Origin of the sequence: Pseudomonas nabeulensis (genome assembly GCF_004682045.1) — a bacterium.
Lineage (GTDB): Bacteria > Pseudomonadota > Gammaproteobacteria > Pseudomonadales > Pseudomonadaceae > Aquipseudomonas > Aquipseudomonas nabeulensis.
On the sequence record NZ_QUZT01000088.1, the window covers coordinates 1 to 22,379 of the forward strand.

21 protein-coding genes are annotated in these 22,379 nt (G+C 60.8%); 11 read left to right on the forward strand and 10 right to left on the reverse strand.

The window, feature by feature from the left end:
* The first annotated feature begins 155 nt into the window (after positions 1–155).
* The 3 genes from rdgC (at position 156) to sugE (ending at position 2,617) form a co-directional block, all read left to right on the forward strand.
* On the forward strand, positions 156–1,076 hold the full coding sequence (gene rdgC / locus DYL61_RS28515) for a recombination-associated protein RdgC (RefSeq protein WP_135311135.1): 921 nt from the start codon (positions 156–158) through the stop codon (positions 1,074–1,076).
* A gap of 154 nt (positions 1,077–1,230) precedes the next feature.
* Positions 1,231–2,196 carry a bile acid:sodium symporter family protein gene (locus tag DYL61_RS28520; RefSeq protein WP_135311136.1) on the forward strand — a complete coding sequence of 322 codons (966 nt, stop codon included), beginning with the start codon at positions 1,231–1,233 and terminating at the stop codon, positions 2,194–2,196.
* Between the two features lie 106 nt (positions 2,197–2,302).
* Positions 2,303–2,617 carry a quaternary ammonium compound efflux SMR transporter SugE gene (gene sugE, locus DYL61_RS28525; protein ID WP_003237114.1) on the forward strand — a complete coding sequence of 105 codons (315 nt, stop codon included), beginning with the start codon at positions 2,303–2,305 and terminating at the stop codon, positions 2,615–2,617.
* Positions 2,618–2,736: 119 nt separating this feature from the next.
* Here sugE and DYL61_RS28530 read toward each other — a convergent pair whose 3' ends face one another.
* The 3 genes from DYL61_RS28530 to DYL61_RS28540 form a co-directional block, all read right to left on the reverse strand.
* On the reverse strand, positions 2,737–4,605 hold the full coding sequence (locus DYL61_RS28530; protein ID WP_135311137.1) for an MFS transporter: 1,869 nt from the start codon (positions 4,603–4,605) through the stop codon (positions 2,737–2,739).
* Positions 4,606–4,671: 66 nt separating this feature from the next.
* Positions 4,672–5,820 (reverse strand): TDT family transporter, encoded by a 1,149-nt coding sequence (locus tag DYL61_RS28535; protein ID WP_135311138.1) that lies wholly within the window; start codon positions 5,818–5,820, stop codon positions 4,672–4,674.
* Between the two features lie 93 nt (positions 5,821–5,913).
* Positions 5,914–7,098 carry an MFS transporter gene (locus DYL61_RS28540; protein WP_135311139.1) on the reverse strand — a complete coding sequence of 395 codons (1,185 nt, stop codon included), beginning with the start codon at positions 7,096–7,098 and terminating at the stop codon, positions 5,914–5,916.
* A 91-nt stretch (positions 7,099–7,189) separates the two neighbouring features.
* Between DYL61_RS28540 and DYL61_RS28545 the strand changes: the two genes are divergently transcribed.
* A complete protein-coding gene (locus tag DYL61_RS28545) occupies positions 7,190–7,726 on the forward strand; it encodes a TetR/AcrR family transcriptional regulator (RefSeq protein ID WP_135311140.1) in 537 nt (178 codons plus the stop codon).
* A gap of 137 nt (positions 7,727–7,863) precedes the next feature.
* Here the strand turns inward: DYL61_RS28545 and DYL61_RS28550 are convergent, their stop codons facing one another.
* From DYL61_RS28550 to DYL61_RS28565, 4 genes are all read right to left on the reverse strand, one after another.
* On the reverse strand, positions 7,864–8,643 hold the full coding sequence (locus DYL61_RS28550) for an ABC transporter permease (RefSeq protein ID WP_105698835.1): 780 nt from the start codon (positions 8,641–8,643) through the stop codon (positions 7,864–7,866).
* Complete coding sequence (locus tag DYL61_RS28555; RefSeq protein ID WP_105698834.1) at positions 8,640–9,572, reverse strand: ABC transporter ATP-binding protein; 933 nt, start codon at positions 9,570–9,572, stop codon at positions 8,640–8,642. The genes DYL61_RS28550 and DYL61_RS28555 overlap by 4 nt, the downstream gene beginning before the upstream one ends.
* Positions 9,573–9,706: 134 nt before the next feature.
* Positions 9,707–10,324: a glutathione S-transferase family protein gene (locus DYL61_RS28560; protein ID WP_135311141.1), complete on the reverse strand. Its 618-nt coding sequence runs from the start codon at positions 10,322–10,324 to the stop codon at positions 9,707–9,709.
* A gap of 43 nt (positions 10,325–10,367) precedes the next feature.
* Positions 10,368–11,027: a transglutaminase-like domain-containing protein gene (locus DYL61_RS28565; RefSeq protein WP_135311142.1), complete on the reverse strand. Its 660-nt coding sequence runs from the start codon at positions 11,025–11,027 to the stop codon at positions 10,368–10,370.
* 157 nt (positions 11,028–11,184) lie between these two features.
* Between DYL61_RS28565 and DYL61_RS28570 the strand changes: the two genes are divergently transcribed.
* Complete coding sequence (locus DYL61_RS28570; protein WP_135311143.1) at positions 11,185–13,632, forward strand: acyl-CoA dehydrogenase; 2,448 nt, start codon at positions 11,185–11,187, stop codon at positions 13,630–13,632.
* Between the two features lie 75 nt (positions 13,633–13,707).
* Positions 13,708–14,115 (forward strand): PA2817 family protein, encoded by a 408-nt coding sequence (locus tag DYL61_RS28575; RefSeq protein ID WP_135311144.1) that lies wholly within the window; start codon positions 13,708–13,710, stop codon positions 14,113–14,115.
* Positions 14,116–14,188: 73 nt separating this feature from the next.
* Here DYL61_RS28575 and DYL61_RS28580 read toward each other — a convergent pair whose 3' ends face one another.
* Positions 14,189–15,115: a LysR family transcriptional regulator gene (locus tag DYL61_RS28580; protein ID WP_135311145.1), complete on the reverse strand. Its 927-nt coding sequence runs from the start codon at positions 15,113–15,115 to the stop codon at positions 14,189–14,191.
* A gap of 89 nt (positions 15,116–15,204) precedes the next feature.
* Here DYL61_RS28580 and DYL61_RS28585 point away from each other — a divergent pair, with 89 nt between their 5' ends.
* On the forward strand, positions 15,205–15,831 hold the full coding sequence (locus tag DYL61_RS28585) for an alanyl-tRNA editing protein (protein WP_135311146.1): 627 nt from the start codon (positions 15,205–15,207) through the stop codon (positions 15,829–15,831).
* A gap of 125 nt (positions 15,832–15,956) precedes the next feature.
* Here the strand turns inward: DYL61_RS28585 and DYL61_RS28590 are convergent, their stop codons facing one another.
* Positions 15,957–17,531 (reverse strand): alkaline phosphatase D family protein, encoded by a 1,575-nt coding sequence (locus DYL61_RS28590; protein ID WP_135311147.1) that lies wholly within the window; start codon positions 17,529–17,531, stop codon positions 15,957–15,959.
* Positions 17,528–18,082 carry a GNAT family N-acetyltransferase gene (locus DYL61_RS28595; protein ID WP_135311148.1) on the reverse strand — a complete coding sequence of 185 codons (555 nt, stop codon included), beginning with the start codon at positions 18,080–18,082 and terminating at the stop codon, positions 17,528–17,530. The genes DYL61_RS28590 and DYL61_RS28595 overlap by 4 nt, the downstream gene beginning before the upstream one ends.
* A 191-nt stretch (positions 18,083–18,273) precedes the next feature.
* Between DYL61_RS28595 and DYL61_RS28600 the strand changes: the two genes are divergently transcribed.
* Genes DYL61_RS28600 through DYL61_RS28615 form a run of 4 tightly spaced genes read left to right on the forward strand, consistent with a single transcriptional unit; the run spans position 18,274 to position 22,376 of the window.
* Complete coding sequence (locus DYL61_RS28600; protein WP_005786670.1) at positions 18,274–18,681, forward strand: ExbD/TolR family protein; 408 nt, start codon at positions 18,274–18,276, stop codon at positions 18,679–18,681.
* Between the two features lie 2 nt (positions 18,682–18,683).
* A complete protein-coding gene (locus DYL61_RS28605) occupies positions 18,684–19,406 on the forward strand; it encodes an energy transducer TonB family protein (RefSeq protein ID WP_135311149.1) in 723 nt (240 codons plus the stop codon).
* Positions 19,407–19,431: 25 nt separating this feature from the next.
* On the forward strand, positions 19,432–21,711 hold the full coding sequence (locus tag DYL61_RS28610) for a TonB-dependent receptor (RefSeq protein ID WP_135311150.1): 2,280 nt from the start codon (positions 19,432–19,434) through the stop codon (positions 21,709–21,711).
* A gap of 17 nt (positions 21,712–21,728) precedes the next feature.
* The gene (locus tag DYL61_RS28615) at positions 21,729–22,376 is read left to right on the forward strand and encodes a MotA/TolQ/ExbB proton channel family protein (RefSeq protein WP_135311151.1); all 648 of its coding nucleotides are present in this window, start codon (positions 21,729–21,731) and stop codon (positions 22,374–22,376) included.
* Positions 22,377–22,379: the final 3 nt, after the last annotated feature.

Here is a 22,379-nt window from a genome sequence, read left to right on the forward strand (position 1 = left end):
TCTCGGTGTGGCGCGCATTCTACGGAGCGACCCCAGGTCTGGCAAGCACTTTCTTAAATCTTTTTTTTGAGGCCTTCCAATGGCTTAGGCAGGGTTGGCCTCAGGCGTTATCAAGACAATAATGCCCCCCTTTGTATAAAGGAGAGACTCACCCCATGTGGTTCAAGAACCTGCTTATCTATCGCCTGACCCAAGATCTGCCTGTTGATGCCGAGGCGTTGGAAGCGGCCATGGCCACCAAGCTGGCGCGCCCATGTGCCAGCCAGGAGTTGACCACTTACGGTTTCGTCGCACCGTTTGGTAAAGGTGAAGACGCTCCCCTGGTTCACGTCAGCGGTGACTTCCTGCTGATCGCCGCGCGCAAGGAAGAACGTATCCTGCCGGGCAGCGTGGTGCGTGATGCACTGAAAGAGAAGGTCGAAGAGATCGAGGCCGAGCAGATGCGCAAGGTCTATAAGAAGGAACGCGACCAGATCAAGGATGAAATCATCCAGGCTTTCCTGCCACGCGCCTTTATCCGTCGCTCGTCGACCTTCGCCGCCATCGCGCCGAAGCAAGGCCTGATCCTGGTCAACTCGGCCAGCCCGAAACGCGCCGAAGACTTGTTGTCGACCCTGCGTGAAGTGATCGGCACCTTGCCGGTACGCCCGCTGACTGTAAAAACCGCACCGACTGCCATCATGACCGACTGGGTCACCACTCAGAAGCCGGCTGATGATTTCTTCGTGCTCGACGAATGCGAACTGCGCGACACCCACGAAGACGGCGGCATCGTGCGCTGCAAGCGCCAGGACCTGACCGGCGAAGAGATCCAACTGCACCTGACCACCGGCAAAGTCGTGACCCAACTGGCGCTGGCCTGGCAGGACAAGCTGTCCTTCATGCTCGACGACAAGATGACCGTCAAGCGCCTGAAGTTCGAAGACCTGCTGCAAGACCAGGCGGAACAGGACGGCGGCGACGAGGCCCTGGGCCAGTTGGATGCGAGCTTTACGCTGATGATGCTGACGTTTGGCGATTTCATCCCGGCGCTGGTTGAAGCCCTCGGTGGTGAAGAGACTCCACAAGGCATCTAAAGCCATGTGAAGATCAAAAATGTGGGAGGGGGCTTGCCCCCGATAGCAGTGCGTCAGTAACAGATGTAGTGACTGATACCCCGCTATCGGGGGCAAGCCCCCTCTCACATTTGACTGCATTTACATTTCAAGAATCCAATAACAAGGACACCCCATGCGCGCACTTGCCGCCTTGAGCCGCTTCGTCGGCAACACCTTCGCCTACTGGGTGCTGATTTTCGCGGTGCTCGCGTTCCTCGAACCCAGCTGGTTCATCGGCCTGAAAACCGCGATCGTACCGCTGCTGGGCCTGGTGATGTTCGGCATGGGGCTGACCCTCAAGATCGATGACTTCGCCGAAGTCGCCCGCCACCCGTGGCGCGTGGCATTGGGCGTGGTCGCGCATTTCGTGATCATGCCGGGCGTGGCATGGTTGCTGTGCCAGGCCTTTCACCTGCCACCGGAAATCGCGGTCGGCGTGATCCTGGTCGGTTGCTGCCCAAGCGGCACCTCATCCAACGTGATGACCTGGCTGGCTCGCGGTGACCTGGCGTTGTCGGTCGCCATCGCCGCCGTCACCACCCTCCTCGCCCCGCTACTGACGCCGGCGCTGATCTGGCTGCTGGCCTCGGCCTGGTTGCCGGTGTCGTTCATGGAGTTGTTCTGGTCGATCCTGCAAGTGGTGCTGTTGCCGATCATCCTCGGCGTCGTCGCCCAGCGCGTGCTCGGTGAGCGGGTACGCCATGCGGTGGATGTACTGCCGCTGGTATCGGTGGTGAGCATTGTGATCATCGTCGCGGCGGTGGTGGCCGCCAGCCAGGCGAAGATCGCCGAGTCAGGCCTGCTGATCATGGCCGTGGTGATGCTGCACAACAGCTTCGGTTACTTGCTGGGCTACTTCACCGGGCGGGTGTTCAAGCTGCCATTGGCGCAACGCAAGTCGTTGGCGCTGGAAGTGGGCATGCAGAACTCCGGATTGGGTGCCGCGCTGGCCAGTGCGCACTTCTCGCCGCTGGCGGCGGTGCCGAGTGCGCTGTTCAGCGTCTGGCACAATATTTCCGGAGCATTGCTGTCGACTTACTTCCGTCGCATGAGTGAGAAAGAGGACCTGCGCGCAACGGAAAACCTCCCGCAGCCTTGATCGAGCAAGCCGTTTTCGGCACTCTACGGAGCTTCGCGGGGACGACCCTGCGACGCTCTCAAGCGCCTAATCCGGGGACGACCCCACTTCTATAGAGAGGGTCAGCATGTCCTGGATCATTCTGTTCTTTGCGGGTTTGTTTGAAGTCGGCTGGGCCGTTGGCTTGAAGTACACCGACGGTTTCAGCAAGCCCCTGCCTACCGCCCTGACGATTGCGGCCATGGCCATCAGCCTTGGCTTGCTTGGGCTGGCCATGAAGGAGTTGCCGCTGGGCACGGCCTATGCGATCTGGACCGGCGTCGGTGCCGTGGGCACGGTGATTGCCGGGATTATCCTGTTTGGGGAGTCCATGGCGTTGTTTCGGTTGGCGAGTGTGGCGTTGATCATCTGTGGGCTTATCGGCCTTAAGATCAGCACTTAGGCCACTACCGCTATCGGGGGCAAGCCCCCTCCCACATTCGACCGCATTCTCATGTTGGAACTCGGTCAACTGTGGGAGGGGGCTTGCCCCCGATGAGGCCGGCACAGCCAACACAAAAACTACCTGACACTCCCCCGCAACCCACCAACAACCTCCTGCAATCTGGCAGGCGTCGGCCCCTCCACAGGCTCACCCGCCACCAACACCACCCGCGACCAAATCCGATGAAAGAAGCCCTTATTCGGATCGCGACTGAAAAAGCTCCCCCACAGCCCCTGCAACGCCAGCGGAATCACCGGCACCGGGGTCTCCTCCAGAATCCGCGTCACCCCACCACGGAACTCGTTCATCTCGCCATCGGCCGTCAACTTGCCCTCGGGGAAGATGCACACCAGTTCCCCTTCTTTCAGGTATTGAGCGATCCGCGTGAAGGCCTTTTCGTAGATCTGGATATCTTCGTTACGCCCGGCAATCGGAATCGCCCCCGCCGTACGGAAGATAAAATTCAACACCGGCAAACGGTAGATCTTGTAGTACATGACAAAGCGAATCGGCCGACGCACCGCGCCGCCAATCAACAGCGCGTCGACAAACGACACGTGGTTGCACACCAGCAACGCCGCGCCTTCATCCGGGATGGCTTCGAGGTTGCGATGCTCCACGCGGTACATGGAATGGCTGAGCAGCCAGATCATGAAACGCATGGTGAACTCGGGAACGATCTTGAAGATGTAGGTGTTCACCGCGATGTTGAGCAGCGACACCACCAGGAACAATTCGGGGATCGACAGTTTGGCCACGCTCAGCAGCAGGATCGACACGATGGCCGACACCACCATGAACAGCGCGTTGAGGATGTTGTTGGCCGCAATGACACGCGCCCGCTCGTTCTCGGCAGTGCGCGACTGGATCAGCGCATACAGCGGCACGATATAGAAGCCGCCGAACACCCCCAGCCCGAGGATATCCAACAACACCCACCAGGCCTGGCCGTAGCTGAGCACCGCCAGCCAATCGTTGGCCTGCACGTTCTGCGGGAAGCCGCCGGAATGCCACCACAGCAGCAGGCCGAACACCGTCAGGCCAAACGAGCCGAATGGCACCAGGCCGATCTCTACCTTACGCCCGGAGAGCTTTTCGCAAAGCATCGAGCCCAAGGCGATACCCACCGAGAACACGGTGAGAATCAACGTCACCACGGTTTCATCGCCGTACAACCATTCCTTGGCGTAGGCCGGAATTTGCGTCAGGTAGATCGCGCCGACAAACCAGAACCACGAGTTGCCGACAATCGAACGCGACACCGCCGGGGTTTGCCCCAGGCCCAGACGCAACGTGGCCCAGGATTCGCTGAAAATATTCCAGTTCAAACGCAGCCCTGGGGTCGATGCTGCGGCCCGCGGAATACTGCGGCTGGCCAGGTAGCCGAGCACCGCCACGCCGACAATCGCCACCGCCACTACCGGCGCATAGTGAGTCGACGACATCATGATCCCCGCCCCAATGGTGCCGGCCAGGATTGCCAAAAACGTGCCCATTTCCACCAGGCCGTTGCCACCCACCAACTCATCTTCGTGCAGGGCCTGGGGCATGATCGAGTATTTCACCGGGCCGAACAGCGCCGAGTGGGTGCCCATGGCAAACAGTGCCAGCAGCATCAATTCCAGGTGATTGGTCAGGAAGCCCGTCGCACCCACGGCCATGATCACGATCTCACCGATCTTGATCGCGCGGATCAACGCATCCTTGTTGAATTTCTCGCCAAACTGCCCGGCCAGTGCCGAGAACAGGAAGAACGGCAGGATAAACAGCAGCGCGCAGAGGTTGACCCAGATCGAGCGGTCGCCGTCGATGGTCAGCTTGTAGAGAATGGCGAGGATCAGCGACTGCTTGAAGATGTTGTCGTTGAAGGCACCCAGCAACTGGGTGATGAAAAACGGCAGGAAGCGCCGTGTGCGCAGCAAGGTAAATTGCGAGGGGTGGCTCATCGTCCGTGTTCCTGCGTGGCCTGTTTTTTATAAAAGCTTTCAGGCCACGACTTTACCTAATCCCGCTTACTTATTCCCTAGTCCGGCAATACAGGGTGAAACAAAAAGCTCACCTTTATAGGCGCCCTGCACGGTGCGCTTGGCCACGGTCAGCCACATCAGCGCCAACGCCACCACCAACACGCTGCCGAACACGCTGAAAAAACCCAGGTGCAACAGGCTCGCCAGCTTGAGCGTGGCCAAGGCATACACCCCCAACGGAAAGGTAAACCCCCACCAGCCGAGGTTGAACGGAATGCCCTCGCGCAGGTAACGCAGGGTGATCAGTACGGCGATCAACATCCACCACAGGCCAAAGCCCCACAGCGTAATACCAGCTATCAGACCGAGACCGTTGGCCATTTCACCGACGCCGGGCAAGCCGTTGGCGGCGAAGATCGCCGGGGCATCGCCGCCGAGCAGCAACATGCCAAGGGCACCGGTGCCGATAGGCCCGAGGGCCAGCCAGCTCGACGCGGCCATATTGGCGTGGGGCAGTTTATGCAAGGCCATGCGCAGCATCAGAATGGTGAGGATGCTGAAGGCCACCGGCAGGGAAAACGCCCACAGCACATAGCTGGTCACCAGCATCACCAGTTGCGCATGGGCGTCGGCCAAGTGCGGCGCCAGCAGGCCACCGCTGGCGGCGGCGACTTCGGCGGCGACCACCGGCAGCAGCCACACGGCGGTCATTTGGTCGATGCTGTGTTCCTGGCGGGTGAACATCATGAATGGGATCAACACGCCACATGCCAGGGCCATCGCGACGTCCAGCCACCACAGGGCATGGGCCAGCGGTATCACGTCGCTGCCCCAACGTGGCAGGCCGAACAGCAGCAGGCCATTCAGAATGGTCGCGAGCCCCATGGGGATGGTGCCGAAGAACATCGAGACCGTGGAATGGCCGAAGATCCGTCGCGCCTCATGGAAAAACATTACCCAACGGGCGGCGTATAACACGCTGAACAACACGAACAGGCCGATGGTGAAAAACCACAGGGCTTCGGCGATGGCGTGCACACCGGGCAGGCTGATCGGCAATTGTGCCAGGGCCAGCGCAAGAACGCCGGTGCCCATGGTCGCGGCGAACCAGTTAGGGGTGAACTGGCGAATCACTTCCCGTGGACGGGCCAGGTGACTGAAGGGTTTGTAGCTGACGGTATTCAAACAGGTCATGGGAATAATCCTCCTCCTCATATGAGGTTGAGACCATGATAGAACCTGATCGAATATCTATATAACGGGTAATTTCTCTAACTGTTATCTGTTTTACCTATAAGCGCGTTGCGCCGAACCTTGCAACATCAAGCCGACCAGGGCGCCGAGAGACAACACAATCAACACCACGCCATAGCCGTCGGTGGTGGCAATCAGACCGAAACTGCGGATCAGATTGCCCGCCAGCAACGAAGGCAAACAGAACGCCAGGTAACTGAGCACGTAAAACGCCGACATCAGCCCTGCCCGCTCATGGGGCAACGCCAGCGGCACCACACTGCGCAAGGCGCCGAGGAACCCGGCACCGAAGCCGCTGCCCGCCACCAGCGTGGCGATAAAAAACAGCGGCAGGCTGGCGCTGTGCACCGCAGTGAGAATCAGCGCCACGCCGACAGCCAGCAGGCTGGCGCCCAGGCGCAAGACCTTATCCGCTGGCCGATTGCGCAGGCTGAAAATCATCAGCGCACCGCTCAATGTCAACACCGCCACCAGCCCGCCACCGATCAGGTTGGATGTGGAGCCCGTTGCCGCCCGCACCAGTGACGGCGCCAGGGACAGATAAAAGCCGCCCATCGCCCACACCGCGATATCCACCGGCAACGATAACCACAACGCCCGCCGCGCCTGGGGCGGCACATGCAAGGTCGGACGCAGCGAAGCCAGTGCACCGGGAATGCGGCTGACGGTTTCTGGCAGGCGCCACACGTACACGGCCTGCAACAGCATCAACCCGAACAACGTCCAGTAGATCAATTGGGTCGGCAGCGGCGCGAACTCCACCAGCAGACTGCTGCCCATCGCTCCGCAGGCCATGCCCAACAACGGCGCCACGCTGTTGACCAAGGGCCCTTGCTGGCGGTCGGTATCCAGCAGCGCCGCGCCCAGCACCGCCGTGGCCATGCCGGTGGCGAAGCCCTGCAAGGTACGCGCGGCAATCAACCAGGCCACACTGCCTTCGTTGATAAACAGCAGCATCGCCAGCATATCCAGGACCAACGCGGCGAAAATCACCGGCTTGCGTCCCAAATGGTCCGACAGCGAACCCACGGTCAGCAACGCCGCCAACAGGCTGATGGCGTAGACACCAAAGATCAGCGTGAGCATGCCTGCGGAAAAATGCAGGCCCTCTTGATACAAGTGATACAACGGCGTCGGCGCGCTGGAAGCCGCCAAAAACGTGAGCAAGGTGATCGCCAGGAACACCAGGCTGGAACGGTGGGAAGGGTTGCTGGACATGGGCACGCTCCGCTAAAGCTAATATTTTGCTTTTGCCGAGTGTGCTACCGTCGAACGCTTAAAGCAAATTCTTTGTGTTAAGGTCGCAAACATGGCGATAAAAGAAGGCCTTCGCCCGGGGGGTCGCAGTGCCCGGGTCCAAGAATCAGTGCATAACGCCACGCGCGAATTGCTGGAAGCCCATGAGCGTTCCAGCGTCACCGTGCCGATGATCGCTGCGCGCGCGGGCGTTACGCCTTCCACCATCTATCGACGCTGGGGCGACCTTTCCGCCCTGCTCGCCGACGTGGCGCTGGAACGCATGCGCCCGGACAGCGAGCCTGCCAACACCGGTAGCCTGCGTGGCGACCTGCGTGCCTGGGCCGAGCAGTATCTGGATGAAATGAGTTCGGAGCCAGGGCGCAACATGATGCGCGACGTGCAATGCAGCCAGACGCCGGGGTATTGCGTGACATTGATTGGGGGGCAGTTGCAGACGATTGTGGACCGCTATCCCGATAGCGCACCACCCAACGTAGACCGGCTGATCAACCTGCTGGCGGCGCCGACGGTGTTCAGGATTCTGTTTGCGAGTGCACCGTTGCAGGTGGAAGAGCTGCACGAGTTGATCGAGTTGGCACTAGAGTAATTCGACCCAACACAGAACCAAATGTGGGAGGGGGCTTGCTCCCGATTGCGGTGGATCAGTCACTTTATTCATTGACTGACACCCTGCTATCGGGAGCAAGCCCCCTCCCACATTTTTTACTGCATGCATTCAGTGAGTCAGGTACGCATCCCGCGCCCACTCACCAGCAACTTCGCGCAGCCGATATATAACACCACCGTCGCCACCAACATGAACGTGATCGCCACGCTGATCTTGATATCCGACACCCCCAGGATGCCGTAGCGGAAGGCGTTGACCATGTGCAGCACCGGGTTGGCCAGCGACACGGTCTGCCAGAACGGCGGCAGCAGCGAGATCGAGTAGAACACTCCACCCAGGTAGGTCAGCGGCGTCAGCACAAACGTCGGGATGATCGAAATATCATCGAAGTTGCGCGCAAACACGGCGTTGATAAAGCCCAGCAGCGAAAAGATCGTCGCCGTCAGAACCACCACCAGCAAGGTAATCCCGAGGTGATGCACCTGCAGGTGGGTGAAGAACAGCGATAGCAACGTCACGATCACACCCACCATCAAGCCGCGCAACACGCCGCCCAGGGTGTAGCCGATCAGGATGGTGTGCGGCGACACCGGCGACACCATCAATTCCTCGATGGAACGCTGGAACTTGCTGCCGAAGAAACTCGACACCACGTTGCCGTAGGAGTTGGTGATCACCGACATCATGATCAGCCCCGGCACGATGTATTCCATGTAGGTAAAGCCGCCCATGTCGCCGATCTGGCGACCGATCAGGTTACCGAAGATCACAAAGTACAAGACCATGGTGATCGCAGGCGGCAGCAGGGTCTGCGGCCAGATCCGGGTAAAGCGCTTCACTTCGCGATAGACGATGGTTTGCAGCGCGACGAGGTTAGGTTGCAGTTCGGAACTCATACCGCCACCTTCGCCAGATTTTTCTCCACCAGGGACACGAACAACTCCTCAAGGCGATTGGTTTTGTTACGCAGGCTCAGCACTTCAATGTTCTGCGTCGCCAGTTGAGTGAACAGCGCAGTGATGCCCATCGCCTTGTCCACCTGGACTTCCAGGGTGTGGCTGTCCACCAGGCGGCTGGGGTAACCGAGCAACTGCGGCGGCGCCGACAGGTTGTTCTTCAAGTCGAGCAAAAAGGTTTCCACATGCAACTGGCCCAGCAGGTTACGCATGCTGGTGTTCTCGACGATGGTGCCGTGGTCGATGATGCCGATGTTGCGGCACAGCTGCTCAGCCTCTTCCAGGTAGTGGGTGGTGAGGATGATGGTGATGCCCTTCTGGTTCAGCTCGGTGAGGAAGGTCCACATCGAACGACGCAGCTCGATGTCCACCCCGGCGGTAGGTTCATCGAGGATCAGCAGGCGCGGTTCGTGCACCAACGCGCGGGCGATCATCAGGCGCCGCTTCATGCCGCCGGACAGTGAACGTGACGGCACATCGCGCTTGTCCCACAGACCCAGTTGGGTCAGGTATTGCTCGGCGCGCTCCTTGGCGACTTTCGCCGGGATGCCGTAGTAACCGGCCTGAGTCACGACAATGTCGAAGGTCTTTTCGAACTGATTGAAGTTGAATTCCTGGGGCACCACGCCGATGGAGCGCTTGAGCGCCGCCGGGGATTTGTCCAGGTCATGACCGAAGATATTCACCGTGCCGCTGGTCTTGTTGACCAGGGTCGAAAGGATACCGATGGTGGTGGATTTGCCGGCACCGTTGGGGCCGAGCAAGGCGAAGAAATCACCTTCGGCAACGTCCAGATCGATACCACTCAGGGCCTGGAAACCGTTGCCGTAGGTTTTGGTTAGCTGCCGGATGGACAGAGCGGAACTCATATCGGATTACGCACCAAAGAAGGGAACAGAAAGAATAGATGAAGGCGCAGCACGCGAAGTTCAACGGCGGCGCATGACAGCCATGGTGGCCGTCCGCGCCGCACAAGTACAGTCACCTGTATTAATAGTCAGTATTAAGTCAACGCGGTCATCACCGCTTTGCGGTAGGCCGGGCGTTGTTGCAGGCGCTGGTACCAGGCCTCTAGATGGGGCATTGCAGGGCGTTCGATGGGCATTTCGAACCAGGCGTAGATAAAGCTGCCCAGGGGGATATCGCCCATGCCGATCTCGCTGCCCGACAGATACGGCTGCGTGGCGAGCGCCTGGTCGACGGTCTTGAGCACCTCAATGCAGGCTTGGCGGCCGGCGTGGATGGTGTCCCAGTTCTGTTTTTCCGCCGGTGTGCGCAGCACGCCCCAGAACACGATCTTGAACGGTTCAGCGAACGTGGACGTGGTCCAGTCCATCCATTTCTCGGCGTTGGCCCGCGCTTTCAGATCGCTGGGGTACCACGTGGAGGCCTGCTTGGCGCACAGGTAGCGCACGATGGTGTTGGATTCCCACAACACGAAGTCGCCGTCTTCGATCATCGGCACCCGGCCATTGGGGTTCAGCGCGCGGTATTGCGGCGTGTCGACCACACCAAAAGCCCCGCCCGCATCAATTGCTTCATAGTCCAGGCCAAGCTCTTCGGCGCACCACAGTGCTTTCCTGACGTTTGATGAATTTTTACGACCCCAGATTTTCAGCATGACCGTGCCTTATTGTTTGGTGAGCGCAAAAGCATACGCCGGTTCACGTGCGGCTTAAATCGGTCTGCATGTCTCCCAGCAAATTCGGCGCATCTTCGGTAAACAGGTGCGGGTAACACCCACGGATATGTTCGAAGAAAAACGCCTCGGGCACGTCGGAAAACTGCCCGTGGTCGACCACATACTCCATCGAACGCAGGCCCTGGCGGTTGAAGGCGTGAAAGACGCTGTCGTTGATCCCGTCGAATTCCAGCGGTGGCACATCGAACAGGTCGCACAGCTGTTGGTTGAACGCCGGCGTGGCCTTGACCCAACGCCCCTGCAGATACAACTCGGTGTAGCCGTGCATGGCGAACACATCGCTTTTGAGCAAGGCGATCAGGCGCGGCGTCGACAAATGATTGCGCACATCCGCCAGGCCGATGCGCGCCGGGATGCCGCAATGGCGGGCGCACGCCGCCAATAACGTGGCCTTGGGCACGCAATAACTCTCGCCAATCGCCAGCGCGTAACTGGCGTTCAAGGTGCCTGGGTCACGGCTAAAGGTGTAGGGATTGTAGCGAATCGCCTCACGCACGGCGTAATAAAGACTGACTGCCTGGTCACGTAAATTCGCGCTGGGACCGCGGTGTTTTTCGGCGAACTCCACCACCGCAGGGTGGTCACTATCGATGAAGCGGCTGGGACTCAAGTAGGTATCCATGCGCGTTATCTCCGAAGGAAGCCTGGAGTCTAACCACAGGCCTGCCGTGGCGATAACGACGAATCGGCCAAATCTCGTAACACCCTGATCACCCGCTTGTTCGGATGCCGACTAAGCTCCATGGTGGTTTCGCCCCTGGTTTCACGGAGGATTGAATATGCTGTTGTTGTGGATACTGGTGCTGGTGCTCGGCATCGCCTACCTGGCACACCGCCGCACCGCGCCCCTGCCCGCCTTGGGCGTGGTGGCTGTCTACCTGTTGGCGATGGGTGCGTGGAGTCACGCGCCCGGCTGGTTGCTGCTGATCTTCTGGGTGTTGCTCGCCGCTGTCGCGACGCCCCTGCTGCTGCCCGACCTGCGCCGCCAATACTTCACCAAGCCACTGTTCAGCTGGTTCCAGAAAGTCCTGCCGCCGATGTCCGAAACCGAGCGCGACGCCATCGACGCCGGCACCGTGTGGTGGGATGGCGAGCTGTTCAGCGGTCGTCCCGACTGGGACAAGTTGCTGGCCTACCCCAAGGCCCAACTGACCGAAGAAGAACAGGCGTTTATCGACGGCCCCACCGAAGAACTCTGTGCCATGGTCAGCGACTGGGAGATCGGCCAGGCCATGAACCTGCCGCCCGCCGCCTGGGACCACATCAAGACCCATGGCTTCTTTGCGCTGATCATTCCCAAGGAATACGGCGGCAAGGGCTTTTCCGCCTACGCCCACTCCCAGGTGGCGATGAAACTGGCCACCCGCAGCGGTGACCTGGCCTCCACCGTGATGGTGCCCAACTCACTCGGGCCGGCCGAGTTGCTGCTGCACTACGGCACCGATGAACAACGCAACCATTACCTGCCACGCCTGGCCCGTGGCGATGACATCCCCTGCTTTGCCCTCACCGGTCCATTGGCCGGCTCCGACGCTGGCGCGATGCCCGACACCGGCGTGATCTGCAAAGGTGAATGGGAAGGCAAGGAAACCCTGGGCCTGCGCCTGAACTGGGAAAAACGCTACATCACCCTTGGCCCGGTCGCGACCCTGCTGGGCCTGGCCTTCAAGGCCCATGACCCGGACCACTTGCTGGGCGACGAAGTAGACCTGGGCATCAGCCTGGCATTGATTCCTACGGATACCCCCGGCGTCGAAATCGGCCGTCGCCACTTGCCCCTCGGTGCTGCGTTCATGAACGGCCCCAACTCCGGCAAGGATGTGTTCATCCCGCTGGAATTCCTTATCGGCGGCCAGGAAATGCTCGGCAAGGGCTGGATGATGTTGATGAACTGCCTGTCGGTAGGCCGTTCGATCTCCCTGCCCGCCGTGGGCACCGGCGCGGCCAAGTTCACCAGCCTGGTGACCGGTCAGTACGCCCAGGTGCGTGAGCAATTCAACGTGCCGCTGTCGGCCTTCGAAGGTATCCAGGAAGCCCTGGCACGTATCGGCGGCAATGCCTGGCTGATGGACAGTGCGCGCATGCTGACCGCCAACGCAGTCGACCTTGGGGAGAAACCCTCGGTGCTGTCGGCGATCCTCAAGTACCACCTCACCGAACGCGGGCGTGAATGTATCGGCCATGCGATGGACGTGCATGGCGGCAAGGGCATCATCATGGGCCCGAACAACTACCTGGGCCGCAGCTGGCAAGGTGCGCCGATCTTCATCACCGTGGAAGGCGCGAATATCCTGTCGCGTAACCTGATGATCTTCGGCCAGGGCGCCATTCGCTGCCATCCCTTCGTGCTCAAGGAAATGGCCTTGGCCGGTCGTGAAGACCGTGACCAGGCGTTGAAGGAGTTCGACGGCCTGCTGATGCAACATATCGGCTTTGCCGTGAGCAACGCGGCCAGCACGCTGGTGCTGAACCTGGGCGTTGGTCACTTTGAGAAAGCACCGGGCAACCGCTTGAGCCAAGGCTACTTCCGGGCGCTCAACCGCCAAGCCGCTGCCTTTGCACTGCTCGCCGACCTCAGCATGATGTTGCTGGGCGGCGAACTGAAACGTCGTGAACGCCTGTCTGCGCGCCTGGGTGATGTACTCAGTCATATGTATCTGGCGTCTGCGGCACTCAAGCGTTACCACGACCTGGACTCGCCGGACCACCTGGAACCGCTGTTCGCCTGGGCCATGGAAGAAAGCCTTGGCAAATCGGAACAGGCGCTGGATGGACTGCTGAGCAACTTCCCGAACAAGGTGCTGGGCTGTCTGCTGCGGGTGATCGTGTTCCCGTTTGGCCGTCGCCATACCGGGCCGTCCGACGCGCTGGATGCCGAGGTCGCAGCGGTGATCGGTCGTGCCAAGGGCGACCCGACCCTGGAAGAATTGCTGGCCGGCTGCTACCGCCCGCAATCGGCGGAAGATCCGGTGGGCGCGCTGCAACAGGCCTACGACCTGCTGGGCGCCAGCCACCCGTTGCAGAAAAAACTGCACACCGCGCTCAAGAGCGGCCAGGTCAAGCCTGCGGCTGGCGAGCATGCCATCGACGCCGCGCTGGAGGCTGGTGTGCTGCAACCAGGCGAAGCGCAAACCCTGCGTGACGCCGAGGCAGCGCGGCGCAAGGTGATTGATGTGGATGATTTCAGCAAGGAAGAGCTGGAACACACCGAAGGCAAAATCCGCTGATCCCGGCGGTCATATAAAAACGGGCGCGTGAGCTATATACTCTCGCGCCCGTTTTTGCTTTAGAGGACTTATCTCGTGTCCAACGTCGTTGCCGATCATCTCGTCTTGCTCGACCACCTGCGCAGCATCCTGGTTGCCGTCGGCGAAGCCGAACAGGTGCCCGAGGAAAGCCACGCCCTGTTCCTGGAGCGCTTCGATGAACTGCGCGCCCAACTGCCTATCGACCCCATCGAAAGCCAGTACCTGGGCCAGGACCTGATGTGCCAGGTCATCCAACGCTACCCACAAATCGCCCACCTGGTGCCGCGCGACCTGCTGTGGTTCTTCGGCGGCGATTGCCTGCACTACATGCCCGATGAAGAACTGGACATGTACCAGGCCCTGGAAGAACGCCGCTTCGAGGCCGAACAGAACGACGAGCCGTTCGACTGGAACCAGGAGAAGCAATTGCTGGCCATGTCTGCGGACCAAAGCAAGCACTGATCCATCCAGACACTGCAAATCTAAATGTGGGAGGGGGCTTGCCCCCTCACACATTTGCACAGAGTTCCTACCGTTAGCGAAGGGTCGGTTCTCTGGCCATACACTCCACCAAATAATCAATAAACACCCGCAACTTCGGCGGCAAATACCGCGTCGGCGAATGCAGCAACCACACCTCGCCGTGGTACGACGCAATAAAATCCCACTGCGCCAACACCTGCACCACCGTCCCCGCCTCCAACGCGTGGCGCGCTGTGAAGTACGGCAAGCTGCCGATCCCCACATGCTGCAACACCGCGTCCATGCGCACCCCGGTGTGATTCGCCGCATACCGCCCACGCACCCCCACCGTGACCGTCTTACCGGCCTGACGAAACTTCCAGCGCGCATCCGCTGGGGTCTCTCCCAGGTAGATACAGCTGTGTTCCAGCAAATCATGGGGATGTTGCGGCGTGCCGTGCTCAGCCAGGTACTGCGGCGTGGCGCACAGCAAATGCTCGATAGGAAACAGTGGCCGCCCCACCAGCCCCGGCGGTGGGCTTTCAGAGATACGCAGGATCAGGTCAAGGTTGTCATCGATCAAATCCACCGGCCGATCCTCAAGAATCAACTGCACATCCACCTTGGGATAACGCCGCAGGAACTCGGGCATATGGGGATGGATTACAAACCGCCCCACCGCCTTGGGCACGCTGACGCGCACCAACCCTTCGGCCTCATGGGTGAACTGGCCGCTGATCTCCATCACCGAACGCGCCGCGTTGACCATTTCCTGGCAGCGCTTGAACACCTCTTCACCGCCCTCGCTCAGGCGCAATTTACGCGTGGTGCGCTGCAACAGGCGCGTGGCCAAGGCCTTTTCCAGGCGCGAAATACTGCGGCTCACTGAGGAAGGCGAAGCGCCCATCTGCCGGGCGGCCTCGGAGAAACTGCCGGTTTCCACGACTTTGACGAAAATCGCCATTTCACCCAGCAGCGGCAAAGGAAGATTGATGCTCATGACGCACAGGTCCATTGATAATTGAGCGGATTATCACCTATTCGCGCACTATTTATACTGCCCGCAGAACCCTGATGCGGATGTAGATGATGACCGAGCGCCTGTTTTTTTCCCATGACCACCTGACTGCCGAGCTGGAGGTACTGAGCTGCATGCCCCACGAACAGCTCTACACGGTCATCCTGCAATCGACGATTTTCCACCCCCAGGGCGGTGGTCAGCCGTTCGACACGGGCTGGCTCGGCGACAGCAACGTCGTGCGCGTCACCCAGGAAGCCGGCCATGTGGTGCATTACGTCGACCAACCGGTGGCGCCCGGCCCGATCACTGCACGGGTCGATGCACAACGCCGCGCCCTGCACACGCGGTTGCATTCCGCCGGGCACTTGATCGGCAACGTCGGTGAAACCCTGGGTTGGATGCCCATCAAGGCCCATCACTGGCCGGGCGAAGGCAAGATCACGTTTATCCGTGGTGAAGCAGCGCAAGCCATCGATGCCGAGGCGATTCAACACCAGATCGATCAATGGATCGCGGCTGACTACCCCCGCCATATGACCCTGGAAGACGGCACCCGTGAAGTGGGCTTCGGCGAGCTGCCTGTCTACGCCTGCGGCGGCACGCATGTGCAGGCGTTGGGTGAATTGGGCCAGGTGACGATCCTGGCCCTGTCGGAGAAAAAAGGCGCGCTGTCGGTTCGTTACGAGCTCTTGTAGTGAGCGGGCTTGCCCCGCGCTGGGTGGCGAAGCCGCCCCAAATCCATACGCCGCGGTGTATCAGAAAGACCGAGGCACCTGGGTTTAGGGCGGCTTCGCCCCCCAGCGCGGGGCAAGCCCGCTCACTACAAGGTCATTGCTCCAGGTCTTCCGGGCTCCACGGAGAACGACTTAAGGGTCGACACCCCCGCCATCGGATCCCGCGGATCGGTGATCACCCTGAAGTGCGTCAGCATCTCTCGCTCGCCGATATCCACCGACACATACCCACGCTGACGGCTGTCGAAAAACTTCACATGGGGGTTGAGCGGCAGTATCTGGGTGAAGGCCTCATAGGGTGGCCCGTCAGAGGTCACCGAGCTGCCCACAAACTCCGTGGCGATAACCGGCGAGTCCGGGTTATTGCCGTCGGCATGCAGGTCGGTGGTCCAGAACGAATGGATGTCGCCGCCCCAGAACACCGGGTTGTTGACCCGGTGCCGCGCGATCGACGCCAGCATCCGCTCCCGATTGGCCATGTAACCGTCCCAGCCATCGGTCCACCGCCCTGGCTTGTGATTGGTCAGGTCGCGCTGGGTCAACGGCGCCACCAACAGGTCCTGGGCGATCACGTTCCACTGCGCCCGTGACTCGGCGAACCCTCGGTCCAACCACGCCTCCTGCTCCCACCCGAGCATGGTGCGTGCCGGGTCGCGCAAGTCATGGCACAGGTTGTCGGCGACATGCCCCTGGTGACTGCCATTGGCCAGGATGCACGGTTGTTCGGAGCGGTATTGCCGACCGTCGAGCACATGGAAACGCGCCAGTCGGCCGTAGTCCAGGCGCCGGTAGATGCGCATGTCCGGTCCCTTGGGCACGCTGCTGGCCCGTAGCGGCATATGTTCGTAAAACGCCTGGTACGCCGCCGCCCGTTGTTGCAGAAATTGCGTCACGGGAATCTTCGGGTCTTGGGACCAGCGGTTGGCATAGTCGTTCTGCACTTCGTGATCGTCCCAGGTGGCGACGCTCGGCGCGGCGGCGTGCAGTGCCTGCAAATCCGGATCGGTCTTGTACAGGGCGTAACGGTTGCGGTAGTCGCTCAAACTCACCGCGTTGCCACTGCCGTGAGGGCGGATGATCTTGCCCGAGTCCGCCGCATAGGAACTGTCGTAGATATAGTCACCGAGGAAAAACACCAGGTCAGGCTGCTCGGCCGCCAGGTGCCGGTAGGCGCTGAAGTAACCACGCTCCCAGTGCGAGCACGACACAAATCCCACCCGCGCCGACGCCATGGCCTGCAACGGCGGCGTGGTGCGTGCCTGGCCCACCGGGCTCTGCGCGCCGAGGCCGTCGAACTGGTACCAATACGGCCGCCCCGGCTCCAGCCCCGCCACCTCGACATGCACCGAATGCGCGAAACGTTCAGTCGCGGTCACTTCGCCCTGCCTGACGATGTGCGTCATCGCCGCATCACTGGCCACGCGCCAACGCACCGGCACCGCAGTGCGCAGGCCGCCACGGCCATCGGCGTCATTGAACAGCGGCGCCAGCCGCGTCCAGATCACAAAGCCATCGGGCAGCGGATCACCGGAGGCCACGCCGAGGGTGAACGGATAATCCACCCCGGCACTGCGCGCAAAGGGACTCAGGATCGAAAATGCGCCGGCCACCGCAATGCCGGTCAGAATCCTGCGGCGGTCGAGGTCTACCGCACCACTCATAGCCGACGCTCCCAGTCATCGCGCACCACCGCGAACCCCAGCAGATCCTCAAACACACCGTTCTTAAGAAATGCCTCGCGCATGCAACCCTCATAGCGCAGGCCGATTTTCTCCATCACCCGCGCCGACTCCTTGTTGCGGCCAAAGCACTGGCTGCCCACGCGCTGCAACGCCAATTCATTGAAGCCAAAATCGGTTACCGCACTCGCCGCCTCCGCCGCGTAGCCCTGGTTACGACAATGCGCCGCCACCCAGCCACCCAAGTGGCCATAACGATGCCGAGGATTGAGTCGCAGGCTGACGATGCCGACCAACTCGCCCGTCGCATGCTCATGCATGCCCAGGCTGAGCAATTCGCCCGCACGGTATTTCGCCTCCATCGCGCCAATAAACACCTGTGCGGTGTGCAGCGTGTAGGGCGACGGAATATTCGCCGTGTTGTCGGCGATTTTCGGTCCGTTGGCGAGGCGAAAAAGCGCGTCGGCCTGGTCCGTTTCCAGCGCGCGCAATAGAAGTCGCGCAGTCGATAAATGCGGCAGTGAAACACTCATCCGGGGGGGCCCTCGATGTAAAGTTTCTGAGAATGTACCGCCCGCGTTTCAGTTTCATTACGTCATAAAACTGCAAGGTAAATGTCCTGTAAGACGCGTCCTAGACGCCTTCAAATCATCAATTAAAGTTAACCAATCGGTCATTTTTGGTTGTTAGCGTGTCGCCCCTAATTCAACGACGGGGTAGCGGCATGAGAACCTGGGATGAACCCAAGAAACGCAAGGCACACATCGAGTTGATCCCGATGATCGACGTGATGATGTTCCTCCTGGTGTTTTTCGTACTGGTGAGCCTGAACGTGATTCCGGCCCTTGGCATGAAGACTCAACTGCCCAGCGCCAGCAGTTCGCAACAGCTCAAGCCGCAGAACAAATTCATCCTGACGCTGGGCCTTGAAGGCCAGCTGCAATTGGATGGCAAGGACCTCACGGTCGACGCCCTGGTGCCGGCGCTGAAAGCAGCGGAGAAGCCCGATACCAAGTCGACGATCATCGTCAACAGCGACAAAGGCGTGGAGGTTTCGCGCCTGGTGGAAGTGATGGACACCCTGCGCCTGGGTGGCTTTACCTCCGTGTCCATCGCCACGCGTAAGTCCTGATCATGTACGTCCTGTTTCGTGCGCGACAGCTGCTGGGCAGTGTCCCGGCCCTGATCGCCCTGGTGCTGATTGCGATGGGTATCCAGTCACAAACATTGAAAGTCGAGCCGGTGTATGACGAGTCGGCGGTCGAGTTGGCGTTGGTCGAACCCGAGCCGGAAGTGGTCCCGGAACCCGTCGTCGAACAAGAACCGCCACCGCCGGTGATCGAGGATGAAGAGGCCGAACCGGCCCCGCCGCCTCCACCGCCCAAGCCACTGCCCAAACCCAAGCCTGAGCCCAAGCCAAAACCGGTGCCCAAGCCGGTCGCGGCAAAACCCACGCCGACGCCGCCACCGGTCGCCGCCAAACCGGCCCCGGCGCCCGTGGCCCAGCCCGCGCCAACGCCCTCACCACCGGCCCCGCCAAAGGTCGACGGCCAGGCGCTGGAAGGCGGCTACCTCAAGGGTTTACGCAACGAGTTGGACACCTACAAGCAATACCCCACCGGGCGCCAGGCTTCCCTCGAACGCCCCGCCGGCGACGTGGTGGTGTGGCTGCTGGTAGACCGCCAGGGTCGGGTTCTCGACTCCGGTGTGCAAACCCCGGCGTCGAGCATGTTGCTCAACCGGGCCGCCGCCAACAGCTTGCGGCGCATCAAGCAAGTCAAGCCGTTCCCCGAGCAAGCCTTCGGGGGGCGCAATGAGCATCGCTTCACCGCCACCTTCAACTACAGCGTGCAATAAAGCACCCGACACCAGGACGACACTGATGAGGTTCACACGGATTCATCTGGCACTCGTTGCCGCGAGCATGGGCCACGGCATGGTCATGGCCGACACCGGCGACAGCGACGTCGGCACCATCGGCGTACAAGGCAAAGCCACCGCCGGCGGCGGCTATATGGTGCAGGAAGAAAGCATCAAGGGCCGCTCCACCGTGACCAAAGAGGCGCTGGATAAGCAGACCGCCACCGGCAACGCCGTGGACAAGCTCAAGTACACCCCGGGCCTGAATATTTCCAGCGAAGACAACACCGGCCTGTCGGGCTTTCGCTTCACCATGCGCGGCCTCAACTCCGACCAGGTGGGCATGTCGGTGGACGGCATGCCGATCAACGACTCCGGCAACTACGCGCTGTACTCCAACCTGCTGGGCGACCCGGAGAACATCGAGCAGATCTTCGTCACCCAGGGCTCGGCCGAAGCGGACGGCCCGCACATCGGTTCCAGCGGCGGCAACATCGGTATCGTGACCATTCGCCCGACCAAGGAAACCGGCGCGTTCGTCAAACAGATCATGGGCAGCAATGCCACGCGCAAGACCTTTGCGCGGCTCAACACCGGCGAGGTCAACGGCCTGAGCAACTGGCTGTCGGTGTCCCATACCGAAGGTGACATGTGGCGTGGTTCGGGTGCGGTGCGGGCGGACAAGGTGGAGTGGAACAGCTTCTTCGATGCTGGCAACGGCAACACCGCCAACCTGATCCTCAAGTACCACGAGCAGGACAACAACAGTTACAGCCAACTGACCAAGGCTCAGTACCAGCAGAACGGCCGCAAGTACGACCCGTACCCGGCCAACCCGGCCTTGGGCAGCAACGGCAAGGTCAACAGCTACTACGCCCTGGCGCAGAACCCGTTCCAGACCTTTACCGGCGTGCTCAACACCCAGTTCAAACTGGCCGACAACCTGGCACTCTCCGTGATCCCGTATTACTACTGGGGTAACGGCAGCGGCGTGGGCTCCTCTGCCTATGCACTCAACCGCACCTCGAACGTGGGCGGCGTGTTTGACCTGAGCAACTTGCCGACCTCCGCGCAGTACAACGCCGACGGCTCGTCCACCACCGGCGTGTACTACCGCCCTTCCCGCACCCAGACCTGGCGCCCCGGCATCACCACCAAGCTGAACTGGGACCTGGACGAGCACAGCCTGCAATTTGGCTACTGGTATGAACGCGCACGCCAAAGCCAGACCCAACCGTTCATTGCCCTGAAAAACAGCGGCAAGCCAAGCGACACCTGGCCGGACGGCGACGCCGTGGTCGATGCCAATGGCAACACCGTGCAAGGTCGCGACCGCTTCACCGTGACCCCGGCGCAGAAGGTCTGGGCCCAGGACACCTGGTACATCAACCCGGACTGGACCCTGGTAGCGGGCCTGGCCTACATGAACGTCAAGCGTGACGGCACCAACCACGGCAGCCTCACCGAGCAGGCCGAAAAACGCAGCCAGACCTACAACAAGTTGCTGCCTAACGTTGGCCTCAAGTATCAGCTGGATGAGCGTGATCAGTTGTTCTACAGCCTGTCGCGCAACATGCGTATCCCGCAGAACTACGTGCTGTACGACAAGGGCGCCGGTTCCATCGACGCCAAGCCGGAAACCAGCTGGAACCACGAGTTGGGCTGGCGCTACACCGATGACGACATGACCGTGGCCGCCACCTTGTTCTACATGCAGTTCAAGGACCGCCAGGTATCGTCCCGCGATATCAACGGCGACTTCGCCGACATCAACGCCGGCTCCGTCAACAACAGCGGCCTGGAACTGGAGTGGAGCGGCCTGCTGCCGAACCACTTCAACTACTACACCTCCTACACCTACACCAAGGCCGAGCAACAGGACGACCTGACCGTGTACAACGCGGGCCAGGCCATTGTGCTGCCCACCAGCGGCAAGCAGTTCGCCAACGTGCCGAAAAACATGCTGGCGGCCAACATCGGTTATGACGACGGGCGCTTCTACGGCACCTTCGGCGGCAAGTACACCAGCAAGCTCTACGGCGACCTGACCAACGACGAATCCATCTCCGGGCGCACCGTGTTCAACGCCGGCGCCGGTATCTACCTGCCGGTGGACAAGAAGGTGGTCAAGGACGCGACCCTGCGCCTGAACGTCGACAACCTGTTCGACAAGAAGTACCTGGACGGCGTGTACACCACCAAGACCAACGCCGCCAGCTACAGCGGTTTCCGCGACGGCGACCCGGCCTACATCGTGGGCCTGGAACGTACCGTAACGGTTTCCCTGGAAGCCAATTTCTAACTGCGAGGTAAATGAACATGGACATGAATGTGCTCCACGACATCACCTTCTATGTGATGTACGCCGCGATGGCCATCGCGATCTTTATCACCATCGAGCGCGGGATCTTCTTTGCCTATGTGCGCCGTCAGGCACGTGCCTTGACCGAGGTACTCGGCGCCAACGTGCACAGTGAACGCGACCTGCCAGAAAGCCTGACCCGCCGTGACAGCCTGCCGCTGAAAATGGTCGTGCCGGTACTGGCCCAGAAAGCCTCCCACGGGTCGCGCAAGGACCTGGATGACGTGATCGAAACCCAGTACCTGACCACCCGTGCGCCACTGGCCCGCAGCCTGTGGATCATCGAGACCATCACCACCGCCGCACCACTGTTGGGCTTGCTGGGGACCATCCTCGGCATTATCGACACCTTCAAGGCGCTGGCCTCGGCCGGTGTGTCCGACCCAGGGCAGATTTCCGGTGGTATCGGTACGGCCTTGTTCGCCACGGGTTTGGGGATCGCCATCGCGCTGTTCTGCGTGGTGTTCCATAACTTCTTCCAGGACAGCCTGGAGCGCATCAACGATCAGTTGAAGATCCTGCTGATCCGCGCTGCCACCGGTGCCCGCGTGCAAGGCGAAGTACCGCATTTGGTGCCGACCCCACTGCACAGCCGTACCGCGTAATCA